This window comes from Streptomyces sp. NPDC040610 (assembly GCF_055594065.1).
In genome coordinates this window covers 135,306-148,653 of the sequence record NZ_JBVIXA010000012.1, presented here as the reverse complement: position 1 = coordinate 148,653, position 13,348 = coordinate 135,306, and the positions used below count along the sequence as shown (strand labels likewise).

10 protein-coding genes are annotated in these 13,348 nt (G+C 72.9%); 3 read left to right on the top strand and 7 right to left on the bottom strand.

Features of this window, described 5'->3' with window-relative positions; genetic code table 11:
• Positions 1-84: 84 nt before the first annotated feature.
• Genes ACZ6AA_RS32945 through ACZ6AA_RS32935 form a run of 3 tightly spaced genes read right to left on the bottom strand, consistent with a single transcriptional unit; the run spans position 85 to position 3,180 of the window.
• The gene (locus tag ACZ6AA_RS32945) at positions 85-888 is read right to left on the bottom strand and encodes an alpha/beta fold hydrolase (protein ID WP_471462215.1); all 804 of its coding nucleotides are present in this window, start codon (positions 886-888) and stop codon (positions 85-87) included.
• 53 nt (positions 889-941) lie between these two features.
• Positions 942-1,661, bottom strand: coding sequence for a DUF998 domain-containing protein (locus ACZ6AA_RS32940; RefSeq protein ID WP_471462108.1), 720 nt, complete (start codon positions 1,659-1,661; stop codon positions 942-944).
• Between the two features lie 13 nt (positions 1,662-1,674).
• Entirely contained in the window at positions 1,675-3,180 is a 1,506-nt protein-coding gene (locus tag ACZ6AA_RS32935; RefSeq protein ID WP_468449362.1) for an APC family permease, read from the bottom strand.
• A 70-nt stretch (positions 3,181-3,250) separates the two neighbouring features.
• Between ACZ6AA_RS32935 and ACZ6AA_RS32930 the strand changes: the two genes are divergently transcribed.
• The 3 genes from ACZ6AA_RS32930 to ACZ6AA_RS32920 all read left to right on the top strand — a co-directional run bounded on the left by ACZ6AA_RS32930 (position 3,251) and on the right by ACZ6AA_RS32920 (position 7,654).
• A complete protein-coding gene (locus ACZ6AA_RS32930; protein WP_471462106.1) occupies positions 3,251-3,835 on the top strand; it encodes a hypothetical protein in 585 nt (194 codons plus the stop codon).
• A gap of 134 nt (positions 3,836-3,969) precedes the next feature.
• Positions 3,970-5,673, top strand: coding sequence for a multicopper oxidase family protein (locus tag ACZ6AA_RS32925; RefSeq protein WP_471462104.1), 1,704 nt, complete (start codon positions 3,970-3,972; stop codon positions 5,671-5,673).
• 229 nt (positions 5,674-5,902) lie between these two features.
• Entirely contained in the window at positions 5,903-7,654 is a 1,752-nt protein-coding gene (locus ACZ6AA_RS32920; RefSeq protein WP_471462102.1) for an NAD+ synthase, read from the top strand.
• A 422-nt stretch (positions 7,655-8,076) separates the two neighbouring features.
• Here ACZ6AA_RS32920 and ACZ6AA_RS32915 read toward each other — a convergent pair whose 3' ends face one another.
• The 4 genes from ACZ6AA_RS32915 to ACZ6AA_RS32900 all read right to left on the bottom strand — a co-directional run bounded on the left by ACZ6AA_RS32915 (position 8,077) and on the right by ACZ6AA_RS32900 (position 13,105).
• The gene (locus tag ACZ6AA_RS32915) at positions 8,077-9,300 is read right to left on the bottom strand and encodes an MFS transporter (protein ID WP_468449366.1); all 1,224 of its coding nucleotides are present in this window, start codon (positions 9,298-9,300) and stop codon (positions 8,077-8,079) included.
• 171 nt (positions 9,301-9,471) lie between these two features.
• Positions 9,472-10,494, bottom strand: coding sequence for an endonuclease/exonuclease/phosphatase family protein (locus ACZ6AA_RS32910; protein ID WP_468449367.1), 1,023 nt, complete (start codon positions 10,492-10,494; stop codon positions 9,472-9,474).
• Positions 10,495-10,763: 269 nt separating this feature from the next.
• On the bottom strand, positions 10,764-11,432 hold the full coding sequence (locus ACZ6AA_RS32905; RefSeq protein ID WP_468480983.1) for a TetR/AcrR family transcriptional regulator: 669 nt from the start codon (positions 11,430-11,432) through the stop codon (positions 10,764-10,766).
• 71 nt (positions 11,433-11,503) lie between these two features.
• Positions 11,504-13,105 carry an MFS transporter gene (locus ACZ6AA_RS32900; RefSeq protein WP_468449369.1) on the bottom strand — a complete coding sequence of 534 codons (1,602 nt, stop codon included), beginning with the start codon at positions 13,103-13,105 and terminating at the stop codon, positions 11,504-11,506.
• Positions 13,106-13,348: the final 243 nt, after the last annotated feature.

Sequence of the window (13,348 nt, the reverse complement as noted above, 5' to 3'; positions counted from 1 at the left end):
CCTCCTCCCCTCCCCGCTGTGGGCAGTTGGTCTGCCCAGAGGGCGATGAAGGAGGGGTGGGCACCACCCACCCCTGCAGCGCCGTCAGGTCTGGCTCGTCGCGAGGATTGCCTCGGTCACCTCGTGGGGGTGAGACCGCATCAAGAGGTGGTTCGCCGGGGTCAGGGCGCGGTAGGTCGCCCCCAGTGTCGTGGCCAAGGCGCGTTGGCGGGTCAGCCAGGGGTCGGACGCGGGCGTCCGGGAGGTCGACGCCGCGAGGACCGTCACCGGGGTTCCGGCGGGCAGGCGGGACCCGCGCCGCAGCAGCGCGAGCTCGTGCGCCACGTCGGCGTACGTCACGTACTCAAGGAGCCCCGCACGCCACACCCGACTCGCGCCGTAGAGCGAGCGCAGCTCCCGTGGGGCGGGGCGCCCCGCCAGCCACCGCGCGGGCGGGCCCAGCGCGAGCGGCACCCCGGCCGCGCCGAGCACCGCCCCGCAGGCCCGGGCGGCAGCCACCCGCGCGTCCCGGCAGGGAACGGCCCGCGTCGACTTCTCCACGCTGGAGTCGACCAGCACCACCCCGGCCGTCCGCCGAGGACAGAGCCGTGCGAAGGCCTCCACGTGGAACCCGGCGAGCGAGTGCCCCACGACGGTCACCGCCGCCCCGCCGAGCCCCACCGCGTCCAGGACGAGCCCGATCCGCTCGGCCTCCCCCGCCAGCGTGGGCGCCCCCCGCGCGGGCCCGCTGAGCCCGAGCCCGGGCCGGTCGAAGCGGACGACGGTGCGGTACGGGGCGAGGCGCGCCACCACGGGGTCCCACTCCCGCCAGGCGAGGCCGAGCCCCGCGCTGAGCACGCACACGGGCCCGTCCCCGGTCACGTCCACGTGATGCGGCACCCCGCCGATCCGTACGAAGGAACCCCGGGACGGCGTCGCCACCCTCACCCCCGATGCCACCCTCACCCCCGGTGCCAGGATCGCCTTACCAGCCACGCCACCACCACCAGCCACACCGCGATCGTGAGCAACTGGAGCCGCTGCGCGACCCCGAGCCCCCAGGTTCCCCGACCGGCGTCGAACGCGGCGACGGCCGCCAGCGTCCACACGGTGGCGGCCAGTTCGACGCCGAGCAGGAGGGTGAGGAGCCCGCCCGCGCGCGCCCCGGCCCTGCGTACCACCACCGTGAGCAGCACCATCCCCACCAGCGCCCCCGCCACCGCGACACTGCTGCTGACGGCGTGCGCGGAGTGCGCCGCGGGCACGAGCCCGGCCCGCTCCCGGGCCACGCAGGCCGCGTCCGCGGTGGGCGCGCAGCTCAGCGGGAGCCGCGAGTCGGCCGCGGTGGCCGCGCCGAAGACCGCGACGCCGGTCCACCCGAGGGCGGTCAGGCGGGCGAGGCCGCGCGAGAGCCCGGCGGGCCGGACGCGCCGCAGCAGCGCGAGCACGGCACCGGCGCACACCAGCACGCCCGCCCCGAAGTCCAGGGAGCGGAAGAACGTCCCGTACGGCTGGTCCTCGGCGGCGAGCTCACTGACGTACGACCGCAGCGGCGAGAGCCCGGTCGGCAGGAACGCTTCGAGGGCCCACGTGGTGTAGGCGAGGGCGCCGAGCGCGAGGAGAACGGCGACGGCCGTGCGGGCGCCGCGGCGGGCTCCGGCGGCGGGGGGCTCGGGAGACATAGGCGGACAAAGGCTAGTCCGTGGCGTTCGTGCGCTGGTGGTCAGGGTGAATCCACTCCGGTCTGCGGTACTTGAGGAAGGCGGCGGGCGCGACGACGCCGAGCGCGAGGAGCCCGCCGCCGACGATGAGCAGATAGCGCCACAGGGGCGCGTTCCCGAACTGGTCGGGCGGTACGAAGCCGATGCCGAGCGCGCAGGCCGAGGCGACGAAGCCGACCCCGGCGACCAGCGTCACGGCGGGCACCACGAAGCCGCGCCGCACGTGCGGCTGGGTGGCGCGCAGCCGCACCACGGCCACGAACATCAGCAGATAGGCGATGAGGTAGATCTGCACGGTGATGACGGAGAACATCCAGTACGCGCTGGACACGTCGTCGCTGAACGCGTAGAGGACGCCGATGAGGGTGGTCACGACCCCTTGCGCGACCATGATGTTGAGCGGGACGCCGTGCCGGTTGAACTTCTGCAGGAACGGCGGCAGATATCCCTCCTGCCGGGCCAGCGTCACCAGCCCCTTGGCGGGTCCGGCCAGCCACGTGAGCATCCCGCCGAGCGCGGCGAGCACCAGCATGACGCCGACGACCTTGGTCATCCAGCCGACGTGGAAGTGGTCGAAGAACGCCTGGAAGGCCTGCATCAGACCGGCCGTGAGGCTGAGTTCGGAGGCCGGCATGACCCAGCTGATGGCCAGGGCCGGAAGGATGAAGATCAGCAGGACGAGTCCGGTGGCCAGGAAGACCGAGCGCGGGTACTCGGCGCGCGGGTGCCGCAGCGAGGAGACGTGCACGCCGTTCATCTCCATGCCCGCGTACGACAGGAAGTTGTTGACGATGAGGACGAGGCTGGCCAGGCCCGTCCACGGCGGCAGCCAGTGGTCGGCGCTCATCGGCGCCTCGGAGGCGTTGCCCTGCCCCAGGAAGACGATGCCGAGCGCTACGAGGACGACACCGGGCACCAGGGTGCCGATCACCAGGCCGAGCGAGGACAGGCCCGCGACGGTCTTCGTGCCGCGCGAGGTCACCCATACGCCGGTCCAGTAGATGACGACGATGACGATGGCCACGTAGAGGCCGTCCTCGGCAAGACTCGGGTGCACGACGTACGCGAACGTGGAGGCGACGTACGCGAGCAGGCTCGGGTAGTACGCGATGGTCATCGCGAACTGGCACCACACCGCGACGAAGCCCAGCGGCTTGCCCAGGGCCTCGCTGACCCAGCGGTAGATGCCGCCGGTCCAGCCGGAGGCCAGCTCGGCGCCGACGAGGGCGGTGGGCAGCAGGAAGACCAGGGCGGGCAGCAGATACAGGAAGACCGCGGCGAGGCCGTACAGGGCCATCGACGGGGACGGGCGCAGGCTGGCCACCGACGCGGTGGTCATGAGGGCGAGCGTCAACCAGGAGATGAACTGCCGCTTGGTCCCGGTGTCGGCGCCCGCGTCCGAGGCGAGCGCGGCCACCTCCTCCGCCGCCGCGGCCCCGGGCGTCGCCCCGTTCTGACCGGGTCTGTCCGTGGTCGTCATGGGCTCATGATCGTCGGAGGGTGCCGGGGCCGCACCTCACCCCATACCCAGGAGGGGTAGGCTCCGGGCCGTGACCCCGAAGAGCCCGACGACGCGCGCGAGCCAACTCGCCCTGCTCGTCGCGCTGCTCTTCGGCATCGTGGCGATGCATTCGCTGGGTCATCCCCGGGAGCACGGGGCGAGCGCCGAACGGGCTACCGCGGGCGGGCACGCGGGGGCGGTGGCGGGCGGTGGGCACGCGCGCGCGGGGGGCGGTGATGAGCACGCGCGCGGGGTCAGCGGTGGCCGGCACGCGCGCGGGGCGATGGCCGTGAACCCGGTGGACGTGACTCCGATGACCGCGAACTCGGCGGACGTGCACCCGATGACCGCGGGCTCGATGGACGTGAGCCCGGCGGCCGGGAGCCCGGCGGCCGGGAGTCCGGCGGCGGGCGGCCCGGCCGACGGGCACGACTCCGGCATGGACCCCCTCTCCGTCTGCCTGGCCGTCCTCGGCGCCGCCCTCACCCTCGCCCTGCTGTACGCGGCGGTCCGCCACCGGCCGCGCGGCACCCCCGTGCACGTACCCGGCCCCGCCCGGCTCCTGGACGCCCTGCGGCCCCATCCCCCGCCGCCCCGCGCCCTTCTCACCCGCCTCGCCGTGCTGCGCGTATAGGCCGCCGCACCGGCTGTTTCGCGCTGCCCGCGCGCCCCGGAGACGGAATGGGAACCTCCGGGCGGTGAGCGGTGTACCAGAAGCAGCAGACGCGCCCTTCTGCACGCACCACACAGACGAGGTGTTCACCAACCATGCGCACACCCATCTCGCGCACCCCCCAGTCATCGGGCACCCACCAGCCATCGGGTACGCCCCGGTCTTCGGGCGCGCCCCGCATCCCGGACGCGTCGCGCCGGGCGCTGCTCGGTGCCGCGATCGCCGCCGCCGGCACGGGACTTGTGACGGCCTGTTCCGGCGACGGCTCCCACTCCGGGCACGCGGGCGGCGGCCAGGGCGGCCCCTCCGCGCCCCCGAAGGGCTATGTGACACCCACCGGCCGGGAGGTCGCCGCCGCGGAGCGCAGGCGCCCCGGCGGCGGCCGGGTCCGAAAGCTGCGGCTCACGGCCGCCCCGGCCACGCTCGACCTCGGCGGCCCCACGGTGCGCACCTGGGCGTACGGCGAGGACCTGCCCGGCAAGGAGGTCCGCGTCACCGCGGGCGACACCCTCGCCCTCACCCTCGCCAACCACCTCCCCGAGCCCACCACCCTGCACTGGCACGGCCTCGCCCTGCGCAACGACATGGACGGCGTCCCTGCCCTCACCCAGCGCGAGATCCGCCCCGGCGCCGACTTCACGTACCGCTTCAAGGTCCCGCACCCGGGGACGTACTGGTTCCACCCCCACGCGGGCACCCAGCAGGACCGGGGGCTCTACGCACCCCTGATCGTCGACGACCCCAAGGAGCCCCTGAAGTACGACAAGGAATGGGTCGTCGTCCTGGACGACTGGGTCGACGGGGTGGACGGCTCCACGCCGGACGCCGTCCTGAAGGAGCTGCGGGCCGGGATGGACCACGGCGGAAGCGGCGGCGGGGACGGCGGGGGCGGGCACGACATGTCCCACATGTCGATGACGCGGCCCCGGTCCAAGGACACCGCGGAGCCGAGCGGCCCGGCCGGGCCCTCTCGGATGATGATGGGCGCCAGGAGCGACATCCTCGGGCCGGACGCGGGCGACGTGGCCTACCCCCACTACGTGCTCAACGGCCGCACCCCCCAGTCCCCCACGACCTTCCGCGCCCGCCCCGGCGACCGCGTCCGCATCCGTCTGATCAACGCGGGCGGCGACACGGCCTTCCGGGTGGCGCTCGGCGGCCATGAGCTGACGGTGACGCACACGGACGGCTTCCCGGTGCGGCCCAAGAAGGCCGACGCACTGCTCATCGGCATGGGCGAGCGGTACGACGTCCTGGTCACCGTCAAGGACGGCGTGTTCCCGCTGACGGCGGTGGCCGAGGGCAAGAAGGCGGCGGCCAGGGCGCTGCTCCGCACGGGCGGGGGCGCGCCGCCGCCCGCGTCGGCGCGCCCCAAGGAGCTGACGGGCCGGGTACTCCTGGCCGACCGGCTCACGGCCGACGACTCCGTGGCCCTGGACGACCGCGAGCCGGACCGCACGGTCAGGATCCGGCTGACGGGCGGCATGGCGAAGTACGACTGGGCCTTCGACGGGAAGCCCTACTCCCCCGGCGGGCGGCACCCGGTCCGCGCCGGGGAGCGCGTCCGGATCGCGTTCACCAACGGCACCACGATGTGGCACCCGCTCCATCTGCACGGCCACACGTTCGCCCTGGCGGGCGCCCCCGGACGCCCCCGCAAGGACACGGCGGTCGTGCTGCCGAACGGCACGCTGACGGTGGACCTCGACGCGGACAACCCCGGCCTGTGGATGATCCACTGCCACAACGTCTACCACGCGGAGGCGGGGATGATGACGGTGCTCGGCTACCGCTCCTGAGGGTGCCGGGGCACCGGCACTGACGGCGGTCGGCGCGGGTGCCGACCGCCCCCGGAGTGCGGGTCACGACCCCCGCACCCCGGGCGCGCCCCCGGCAGCCGCCTGGGTGCGCCCCCGCGCCCACCCGGCGCCGGGGCGCATCCGGCCGCCGTGTCCCACGCCCCACGTGGGCCGCCCCACACCCGTCCACAGGGGGCATCGCGTCGATTTGACGATTAGACTGGGCGACGTGCCTCAACTACGCCTCGCCCTGAATCAGATCGACTCGACCGTCGGCGATCTCTCCCAGAACGCCGAGGCGATCGTCCACTGGACCCGGCACTCCGCCGAGCAGGGAGCGCACCTGGCCGCGTTCCCCGAGATGGCGCTGACCGGCTACCCCGTGGAGGACCTCGCCCTGCGCGCGTCCTTCGTCGACGCCTCCCGCCGGGAGCTGCGCGCCCTCGCGGCCCGCCTCCACGACGAGGGGCTCGGCGAACTCCCCGTGGTGGTCGGCTACCTGGACCGCACGGAGGAGGCCAAGCCGCGCTACGGCCAGCCCGCCGGAGCCCCCCGCAACGCGGGCGCGGTGCTGCACCGCGGCGAGGTGGCGCTGACCTTCTCCAAGCACCACCTCCCCAACTACGGCGTCTTCGACGAGTTCCGGTACTTCGTGCCGGGCGAGACCCTGCCCGTCGTCCGCGTGCACGGCGTCGATGTCGCGCTCGCGATCTGCGAGGACCTCTGGCAGGACGGCGGCCGCGTCCCGGCGACGCGCACGGCGGGGGCGGGGCTGCTGCTGTCCATCAACGCCTCGCCGTACGAGCAGAACAAGGACGACCAGCGTCTGGAGCTGGTGCGCAAGCGCGCGCAGGAGGCGGGCTGCACGACCGCGTACCTCGCGATGACGGGCGGCCAGGACGAGCTGGTCTTCGACGGGGACTCCATCGTCGTGGACAAGGACGGCGAAGTCGTCGCGCGGGCGCCGCAGTTCGCGCAGGGGTGCGTGGTCCTCGACCTGGAGCTGCCCGCCGCCGGGCCGGTGCCCGAGGGCGTCGTCGACGACGGCCTGCGCGTCGAGCACGTCACGCTGTCCGCGGAGCCGCTGCCCGCGTACGAGGCGGAATTCGACGGCGGGTACGCGGACCGGCTCGACGACGACGAGGAGACGTACTCGGCGCTCGTCGTGGGGCTGCGGGCCTACGTCACCAAGAACGGCTTCCGCTCCGTCCTCATCGGGCTCTCCGGAGGCATCGACTCCGCGCTGACGGCGGCGATCGCGTGCGACGCGCTCGGGGCGGAGCACGTGTACGGGGTCGCGATGCCGTCGCGGTACTCGTCCGAGCACTCCGTCGGTGACGCCGAGGAGTTGGCGCGGCGTACGGGGCTGAATCTGCGCAACGTCCCCATCGCGCCGATGTTCGACGCCTACATGGAGTCCCTCGGCCTCACCGGGCTCGCCGAGGAGAACCTGCAGTCGCGGCTGCGCGGGACCACGCTCATGGCGCTCTCCAACCAGGAGGGGCACATCGTGCTCGCGCCCGGCAACAAGTCCGAGCTGGCCGTGGGGTACTCGACGCTGTACGGCGACTCCGTCGGGGCGTACGGGCCCATCAAGGACGTCTACAAGAGCGCCGTCTTCCGCTTGGCGCGGTGGCGCAACGAGGCGGCCCGCTCTCGCGGGGAGACGCCGCCGATCCCCGAGAACTCCATCAGCAAGCCGCCCAGCGCGGAGCTTCGGCCCGACCAGGTGGACACCGACTCTCTGCCCGACTATCCCGTGCTCGACGGGATCCTCGAGTTGTACGTCGACCGGGACCAGGGGGCCGATGAGATCGTCGCCGCCGGGTTCGAGGCGGAGCTCGTCGCCAAGACGCTCCGCATGGTGGACACCGCCGAGTACAAGCGCCGGCAGTACCCGCCCGGCACCAAGATCTCCCCCAAGGGCTTCGGCAAGGACCGGCGGCTGCCGATCACGAACCACTGGCGCGAGACGGCTTGACCGGGGGCCCTGCCGGGGGCTCCCCAACCCCGCCCCTTTCCCGAAACCGGGGCTGCGCCCCTGGACCCCAGGGGTGGGACTCCCCTCCGGGTGGGACGGGGCACCCCCGAATCGGCGCTCCGCGCCTCGTCCTCAAACGCCGGACGGGCTGAAAACTTCGCCGGGGCGGGCCGGAGAAGGCACTGCGGGGCCGGGGCGCAGCGGGGGTCGGGGGCGGAGGGGCGCAGGGGCTGGGCAGGGCAGGGCAGGGCAGGCGACGTGGTGGGGTGGGGTGGGGTGGTGTTGTGGGGTGGTTCGGGGCCCGCGAGTGCCGGGCTGTTGTCCAGCCCGTGGACAGGTGGGGCGGGTGGGTGGGAGAGAGCCTGTCCGGCGTTTGAGGACGGGGCGCGGAGCGCCGGTGGCGGGGGTGCCCCCGGTTCCGGCTACGGGTGGGGCGCGTCGGCCGGGGGCGCGGGGACGTGTTCGGCGACCAGGCGGCCCGGGGCCCCCGGCCCGGTCTCACGGCCGCGGTCGACCGCGTACGCCACGGACGCCACCCCGATGCCGAAGACGGCAAGCGCCGCCCCGGCCACGGCGGGCGACGTGACGCCGAAGCCCGCGGCGAGGGCGAGCCCACCGATCCAGGCCCCACCGGCGTTGGCGAGGTTGAAGGCGGCCTGGTTGGCGGAGGAGGCGAGGGAAGGCGCGGCGGCGGCCTTCTCCATGACCATCAACTGCAGGGGCGACCCCGTCGTGAACGCGGCCATCCCGAGCAGCGTCACCCCCACAGCCGCACTCCACTCGGCCCGCATGAGGACGGGGAAGAGGAGCAGGACGAGGACGAGCGCACCGAGCCCGCCGAAGAGGGTCCCGCGCAGGGAGTGGTCGGCGAGACGCCCCCCGAGCAGGTTCCCCGCGGTCGCGCCGACGCCGAAGAGGGCGAGCAGCAGCGTCACGCTGGCCTCGGCGAACCCGGCGGAGTCGGTGAGCATCGGGGTGACGTAGCTGTAGGCGGCGAAGAGGGCGCCGAAGCCCGCGACGGTCGTACCGAGGGCGAGCCAGACGGGCAGCGAGCCGAGGGCGCGCAGCTCCCCGCGGAGCCCGGCGTTCTCGCCGTGACCGTGGTCGGCGGGCACGAGGAGCGCGAGCGCGGCGATGGCGGCGAGCCCGATGGCGCTGACGGCGAGGAAAGTGGCGCGCCACCCGAGCTGCTGCCCCATGAGGGTGGCGACGGGCACGCCGACGACGTTGGCGACGGTGAGCCCGAGGAACATCAGGGAGACGGAGCGGGCCTTGCGCTCGGGCCCGACGAGCCCGGTGGCGACGACCGCGCCGACGCCGAAGAACGCGCCGTGCGGAAGGCCGCTCACGAAGCGGGCCACCATCAGCCAGTGGTAGTCGGGCGCGGCGGCGGACACGGCGTTGCCGACGACGAAGAGGGCCATCAGGCCGATGAGGACGCGCCGCCGGGGCAGCTTCGCGGTGACGGCGGCGAGCAGCGGGGCGCCGATGACGACGCCGAGGGCGTAGGCGGAGACGAGGTGCCCGGCGGTGGGGATGGATATGTGCAGGTCGTCCGCGACGTTGGGCAGCAGGCCCATCATCACGAACTCGGTGGTGCCGATGCCGAAGGCGCCCACGGCGAGGGCGAGCAGGGCCAGGGGCATGAGGGACGTACCTTCCAGGAACGGGGGCGCGAGACGGCGGGCGTACGGAATCCGGGTCCGTACCACCGACGGATCCGTACCACCGCTCGATACGAAGCCGAATCCGTAAGTTTACCGTCGAAACAAAGGCTCCCGGCCCGAGTATTCCGCGAGGTTAAGGGCGGATGACCGTCAGAGGTCGACGCTCGCGGCCACCGGCAGGTGATCGCTGCCCGTCTTGGGCAGGGTCCAGGAGGACACCGGCTCGACGCCCTTGACCAGGATCTGGTCGATGCGTGCCATCGGGAACGAGGCGGGCCAGCTGAAGCCGAACCCGTCGCCCGCGGCGCCCTGCGTGGAGCGCAGCTGGGAGGTGACGGCGTTCAGGGCGCGGTCGTTCATGGTGCCGTTCAGGTCGCCGAGCAGCACGACCTTGCCGAGCCGCTCGTCGGAGATGGCCTCGCCGAGCGCGTCGGCGCTGTCGTCGCGCTGCCCGGCCGTGAAGCCCGCGTCGAGCTTGACCCGCACCGACGGCAGGTGCGCCACGTACACGGCGACCTGCCCCTTGGGCGTGTCGACGGTGGTGCGCATCGCGCGCGTCCAGCCGAGCTTGATGTCGACGGGCTTGGTCCCGGTCAGCGGGTACTTGCTCCAGACGCCGACGGTGCCCTGCACCGAGTGGTACTTGTACGTTCCGGCGAGCGCCTTCTCGTACGTGGGCACGGCGGCGGCGGTGAGTTCCTCCAGGGCGACGACGTCGGCGCCGGACGCGGCGACGTCGCGGGCGGTGCCGGAGGGGTCGGGGTTGTCGGCGTTCACGTTGTGCGTGGCGACGGTCAGGTCGCCGCCGCTGCCGGACTTGTCGGTGATGAGCCCGCCGAAGGCGCTGAACCAGACGGCCACCGGCAGCACGAGCGCGATCAGGGCCGTCGCGGACTTGCGGACGACGGCGACGACGAGCAGGACCGGGACGAACACACCGAGCCAGGGCAGGAAGGTCTCGGTGAGGCTGCCGAGGTTGCCGACGCCGTTGGGGATCTGGGCGTGCAGCAGCATCACGAGACCGATGAGGACCGCGATCCCCGCCGTGATCAGCCCGCGCCGCCAGATGCCGGGGTCGCCCCGCCATCCGTCGGCCAGGCGCCGCAGTCCGGAGGTCCGGCGCTCGGGGTCCGAGCCGCCGCTGTCCGTCTCCGCCTTGTACGCCTGCGCCATACTCTCGTCGCCTCACTGACTGCCGTGCACACCGTCTCCCCGCCCCTGCACCCTAGGCGATGATCGCGTGTCTCCTCCGCCGTCCGGTGACGGCCGTACGGGCACGAGGACGACCGGACGGGCTCGCGAGGTTCCGGATGTGTGCGCCAGGCACGGCCTCTGTGACGAAACGCGCACATCGTCCATGGGGCGTGGCGCACGCGGCCGGTGCGGGCAAGGGGCGGGCGGCCGCGGCGAGGGTGGCGAACGCCACGCACGCGGCCGCGGGTTCACTTCGCGGGCCGCAGTCCTTCGAGGACCAGGTCGACGATGCGCACCGGCAGGTCCTCGTCCAGCGGGGCGTCGGGGCGCAGCACGCTGCGTACCAGCATGGGGCCGACGAACAGTTCGTTGGCGAGCACGATGTCGACGTCCGCGCGGAGTTCGCCGGTCTCCACGCCGCGGCGCAGCACCTCGAAGGAGACGCGGCGCTGCGGGTCGATGACCGTCTTGTGGTAGGCCTCCCACAGTTTCGGCAGGCTCTTCATCTGCGCGAAGACGTTGTGCAGGATCGCGGACGAGCGCATGGTGAGGCCGCGGCGGCGGATGTGTTCGACGAGGACGACGAGGTCGTCGCGCATGGAGGTGCCGGGGAGTTCGGCGGGGGGCTCCTCCAGGGTGCGCAGGACGTCGACGAACATCTCCTCCTTGCCGCTCCAGCGGCGATAGATGGTGGCCTTGCCCACCCCCGCGGTGCGGGCGACGCGCTCGATGGACAGCTCCGCGAGGGGTACGCCGTCCTCGATGAGCTTGATGACGCCCTCGATGATCGCGCGTTCCACGGCCTCGCTCCGGGGACGGCCCCTGGCGCCTGCGCCCTTGGCGGTGTCGCCCTCGACCTTGCCGGTGCGGCCCTGCTCCACGATGTTCGACTCCTCTGCGGTCTGCGTCCCCCGCATTGTCCCTGGTCCCCGTCGCGGGACCAGGGACACCGTCGTCCTCACGATGCCGTCGGCCCGGAGCCGCGCCCTCAGTGGTCGGCGCCCACCCGGTCGGGGGCGGGAGTGTCCGACGAGGGCACCGCTTCCTCGGGCGGCTTGCCCGGCAGGTACAGGGAGACGACGAGCACGCCCACCAGGGCGACGCCCGCACCGCACAGCGCGGTGATGTGCATGGCGTGCAGGAACGAGTCGTTGGCCGCGGAGACCAGCGCCTCACCCCGCCCGCCGAGCCGCCCGGCCACCCCGAGCGTCGCCTCGATGGACTCGCCCGCGGTGTGCCGCGCCCCGGGCGGCAGCACCTTCAGCTCGTCCTCGACGCCCCCGCGGTAGGCCGCGGAGAGGACGGACCCGAGGACGGCGATGCCGAGCGCCCCGCCGACCTGCCGGAAGGTGTTGCTGAGGGCGGACGCGGAGCCCGCCTTCTCGCGGGGCAGCGCCTGCATGATGACGACGCTGGTGGGCGTCATGATGTGCGCCATGCCCGCGCCCATGAAGAAGAAGATGACCTCCATGACCCAGATGGGAGTGTCGGCGTCGAGGAGGGTGAAGGCGACGAGCGTGAGGGTGATCACCGTGAGACCACCGGCGCAGACGGCCCGGACCCCGAAGCGGTCGACGACGAGCCGGGCGCGCGGCGCGAAGATCAGCTGGGCGACGGCGAGCGGCAGCATGAGCAGGCCGGTCTCCAGCGGCGAGTACCCGCGCACGCTCTGGGTGTAGAAGACGGCGAAGAACGTGACGCCCATCAGCGCGAAGAAGACGAGCGCGATGGCGGTGATGGCCGCGGAGAAGACGCGGTTCTTGAAGTACGAGATGTCGATGGACGGGTGGTCGCTGCGCTTCTCGTACCAGACGAAGCCGACGAGCACGGCCAGGCCCGCGAGGATCGTGGCGAGGGCCGCGGGGTCGGTGAAGTCGGCGAGCTGGCCGCCCTTGATGATGCCGTAGACGAGCAGCACCAGGCCGATGACGGAGAGCACGACGCCGACGAGGTCGATGCGGCCCGGCTTCGGGTCCTTGGAGTCGGGGACGAGCACGATCATCAGGCCGATGGCGACGATCACGATCGGCACGTTGATGAGGAAGACCGAGCCCCACCAGAAGTGGTCGAGGAGGACGCCTCCGGTGATGGGCCCGATCGCGACGGCGAGGCCGACGCCGGCGGCCCAGATGCCGATGGCCTTGGGCTGCTCCTCGCGCTCGAAGACATGCATGAGGACGGCGAGGGTCGCGGGCATCACGAAGGCGGCGCCGAGCCCCATCAGGCCGCGGAAGCCGATGAGTTCGGCGGGCGAGCCGGACTGGGCGGCGAGCGCGGAGCCGATGCCGAAGACGGCGAGCCCGGCGAGCAGCACCTTCTTGCGGCCGAGGCGGTCGCCGAGCAGGCCCGCGGTGAAGAGCAGTCCGGCGAAGACGAGCGTGTAGGAGTTGATGGCCCACTCGAGCTCGCCCTGGGTGGCGCCGAGGCCGGTGGGCTCGGGGGTCGAGATCGTCTTGATGGCGACGTTCAGGATCGAGTTGTCCAGGACGACGATGAGCAGGCTGAGCATGAGGACGCCGAGGATCGCCCAGCGACGGCGGTGCACCGCCTCCGGTATCCGGGGCGTGTCGGGGACGGCAGGTGTGGTCATGCGCCCCACCCTAGGCCCATTTCGATACGAGACCGTCTCGTATTGGAAAGGATGGGGAAGGCTTTACGCGCTCTTTTCCGGCTCCTTCCCCGTCCATCATGTGGAATCTTTCCGTCCACTCCCCGGAACCAAGGCCTCCGTGCCCCCGGAACCCGCCGCGTCCACAGCCGGGCCGGAATTGGCCGAAAGAACACCCCCTAGCCTCCGGGCGGCACGCGATGCCACCATGGACGTGATCCGGGG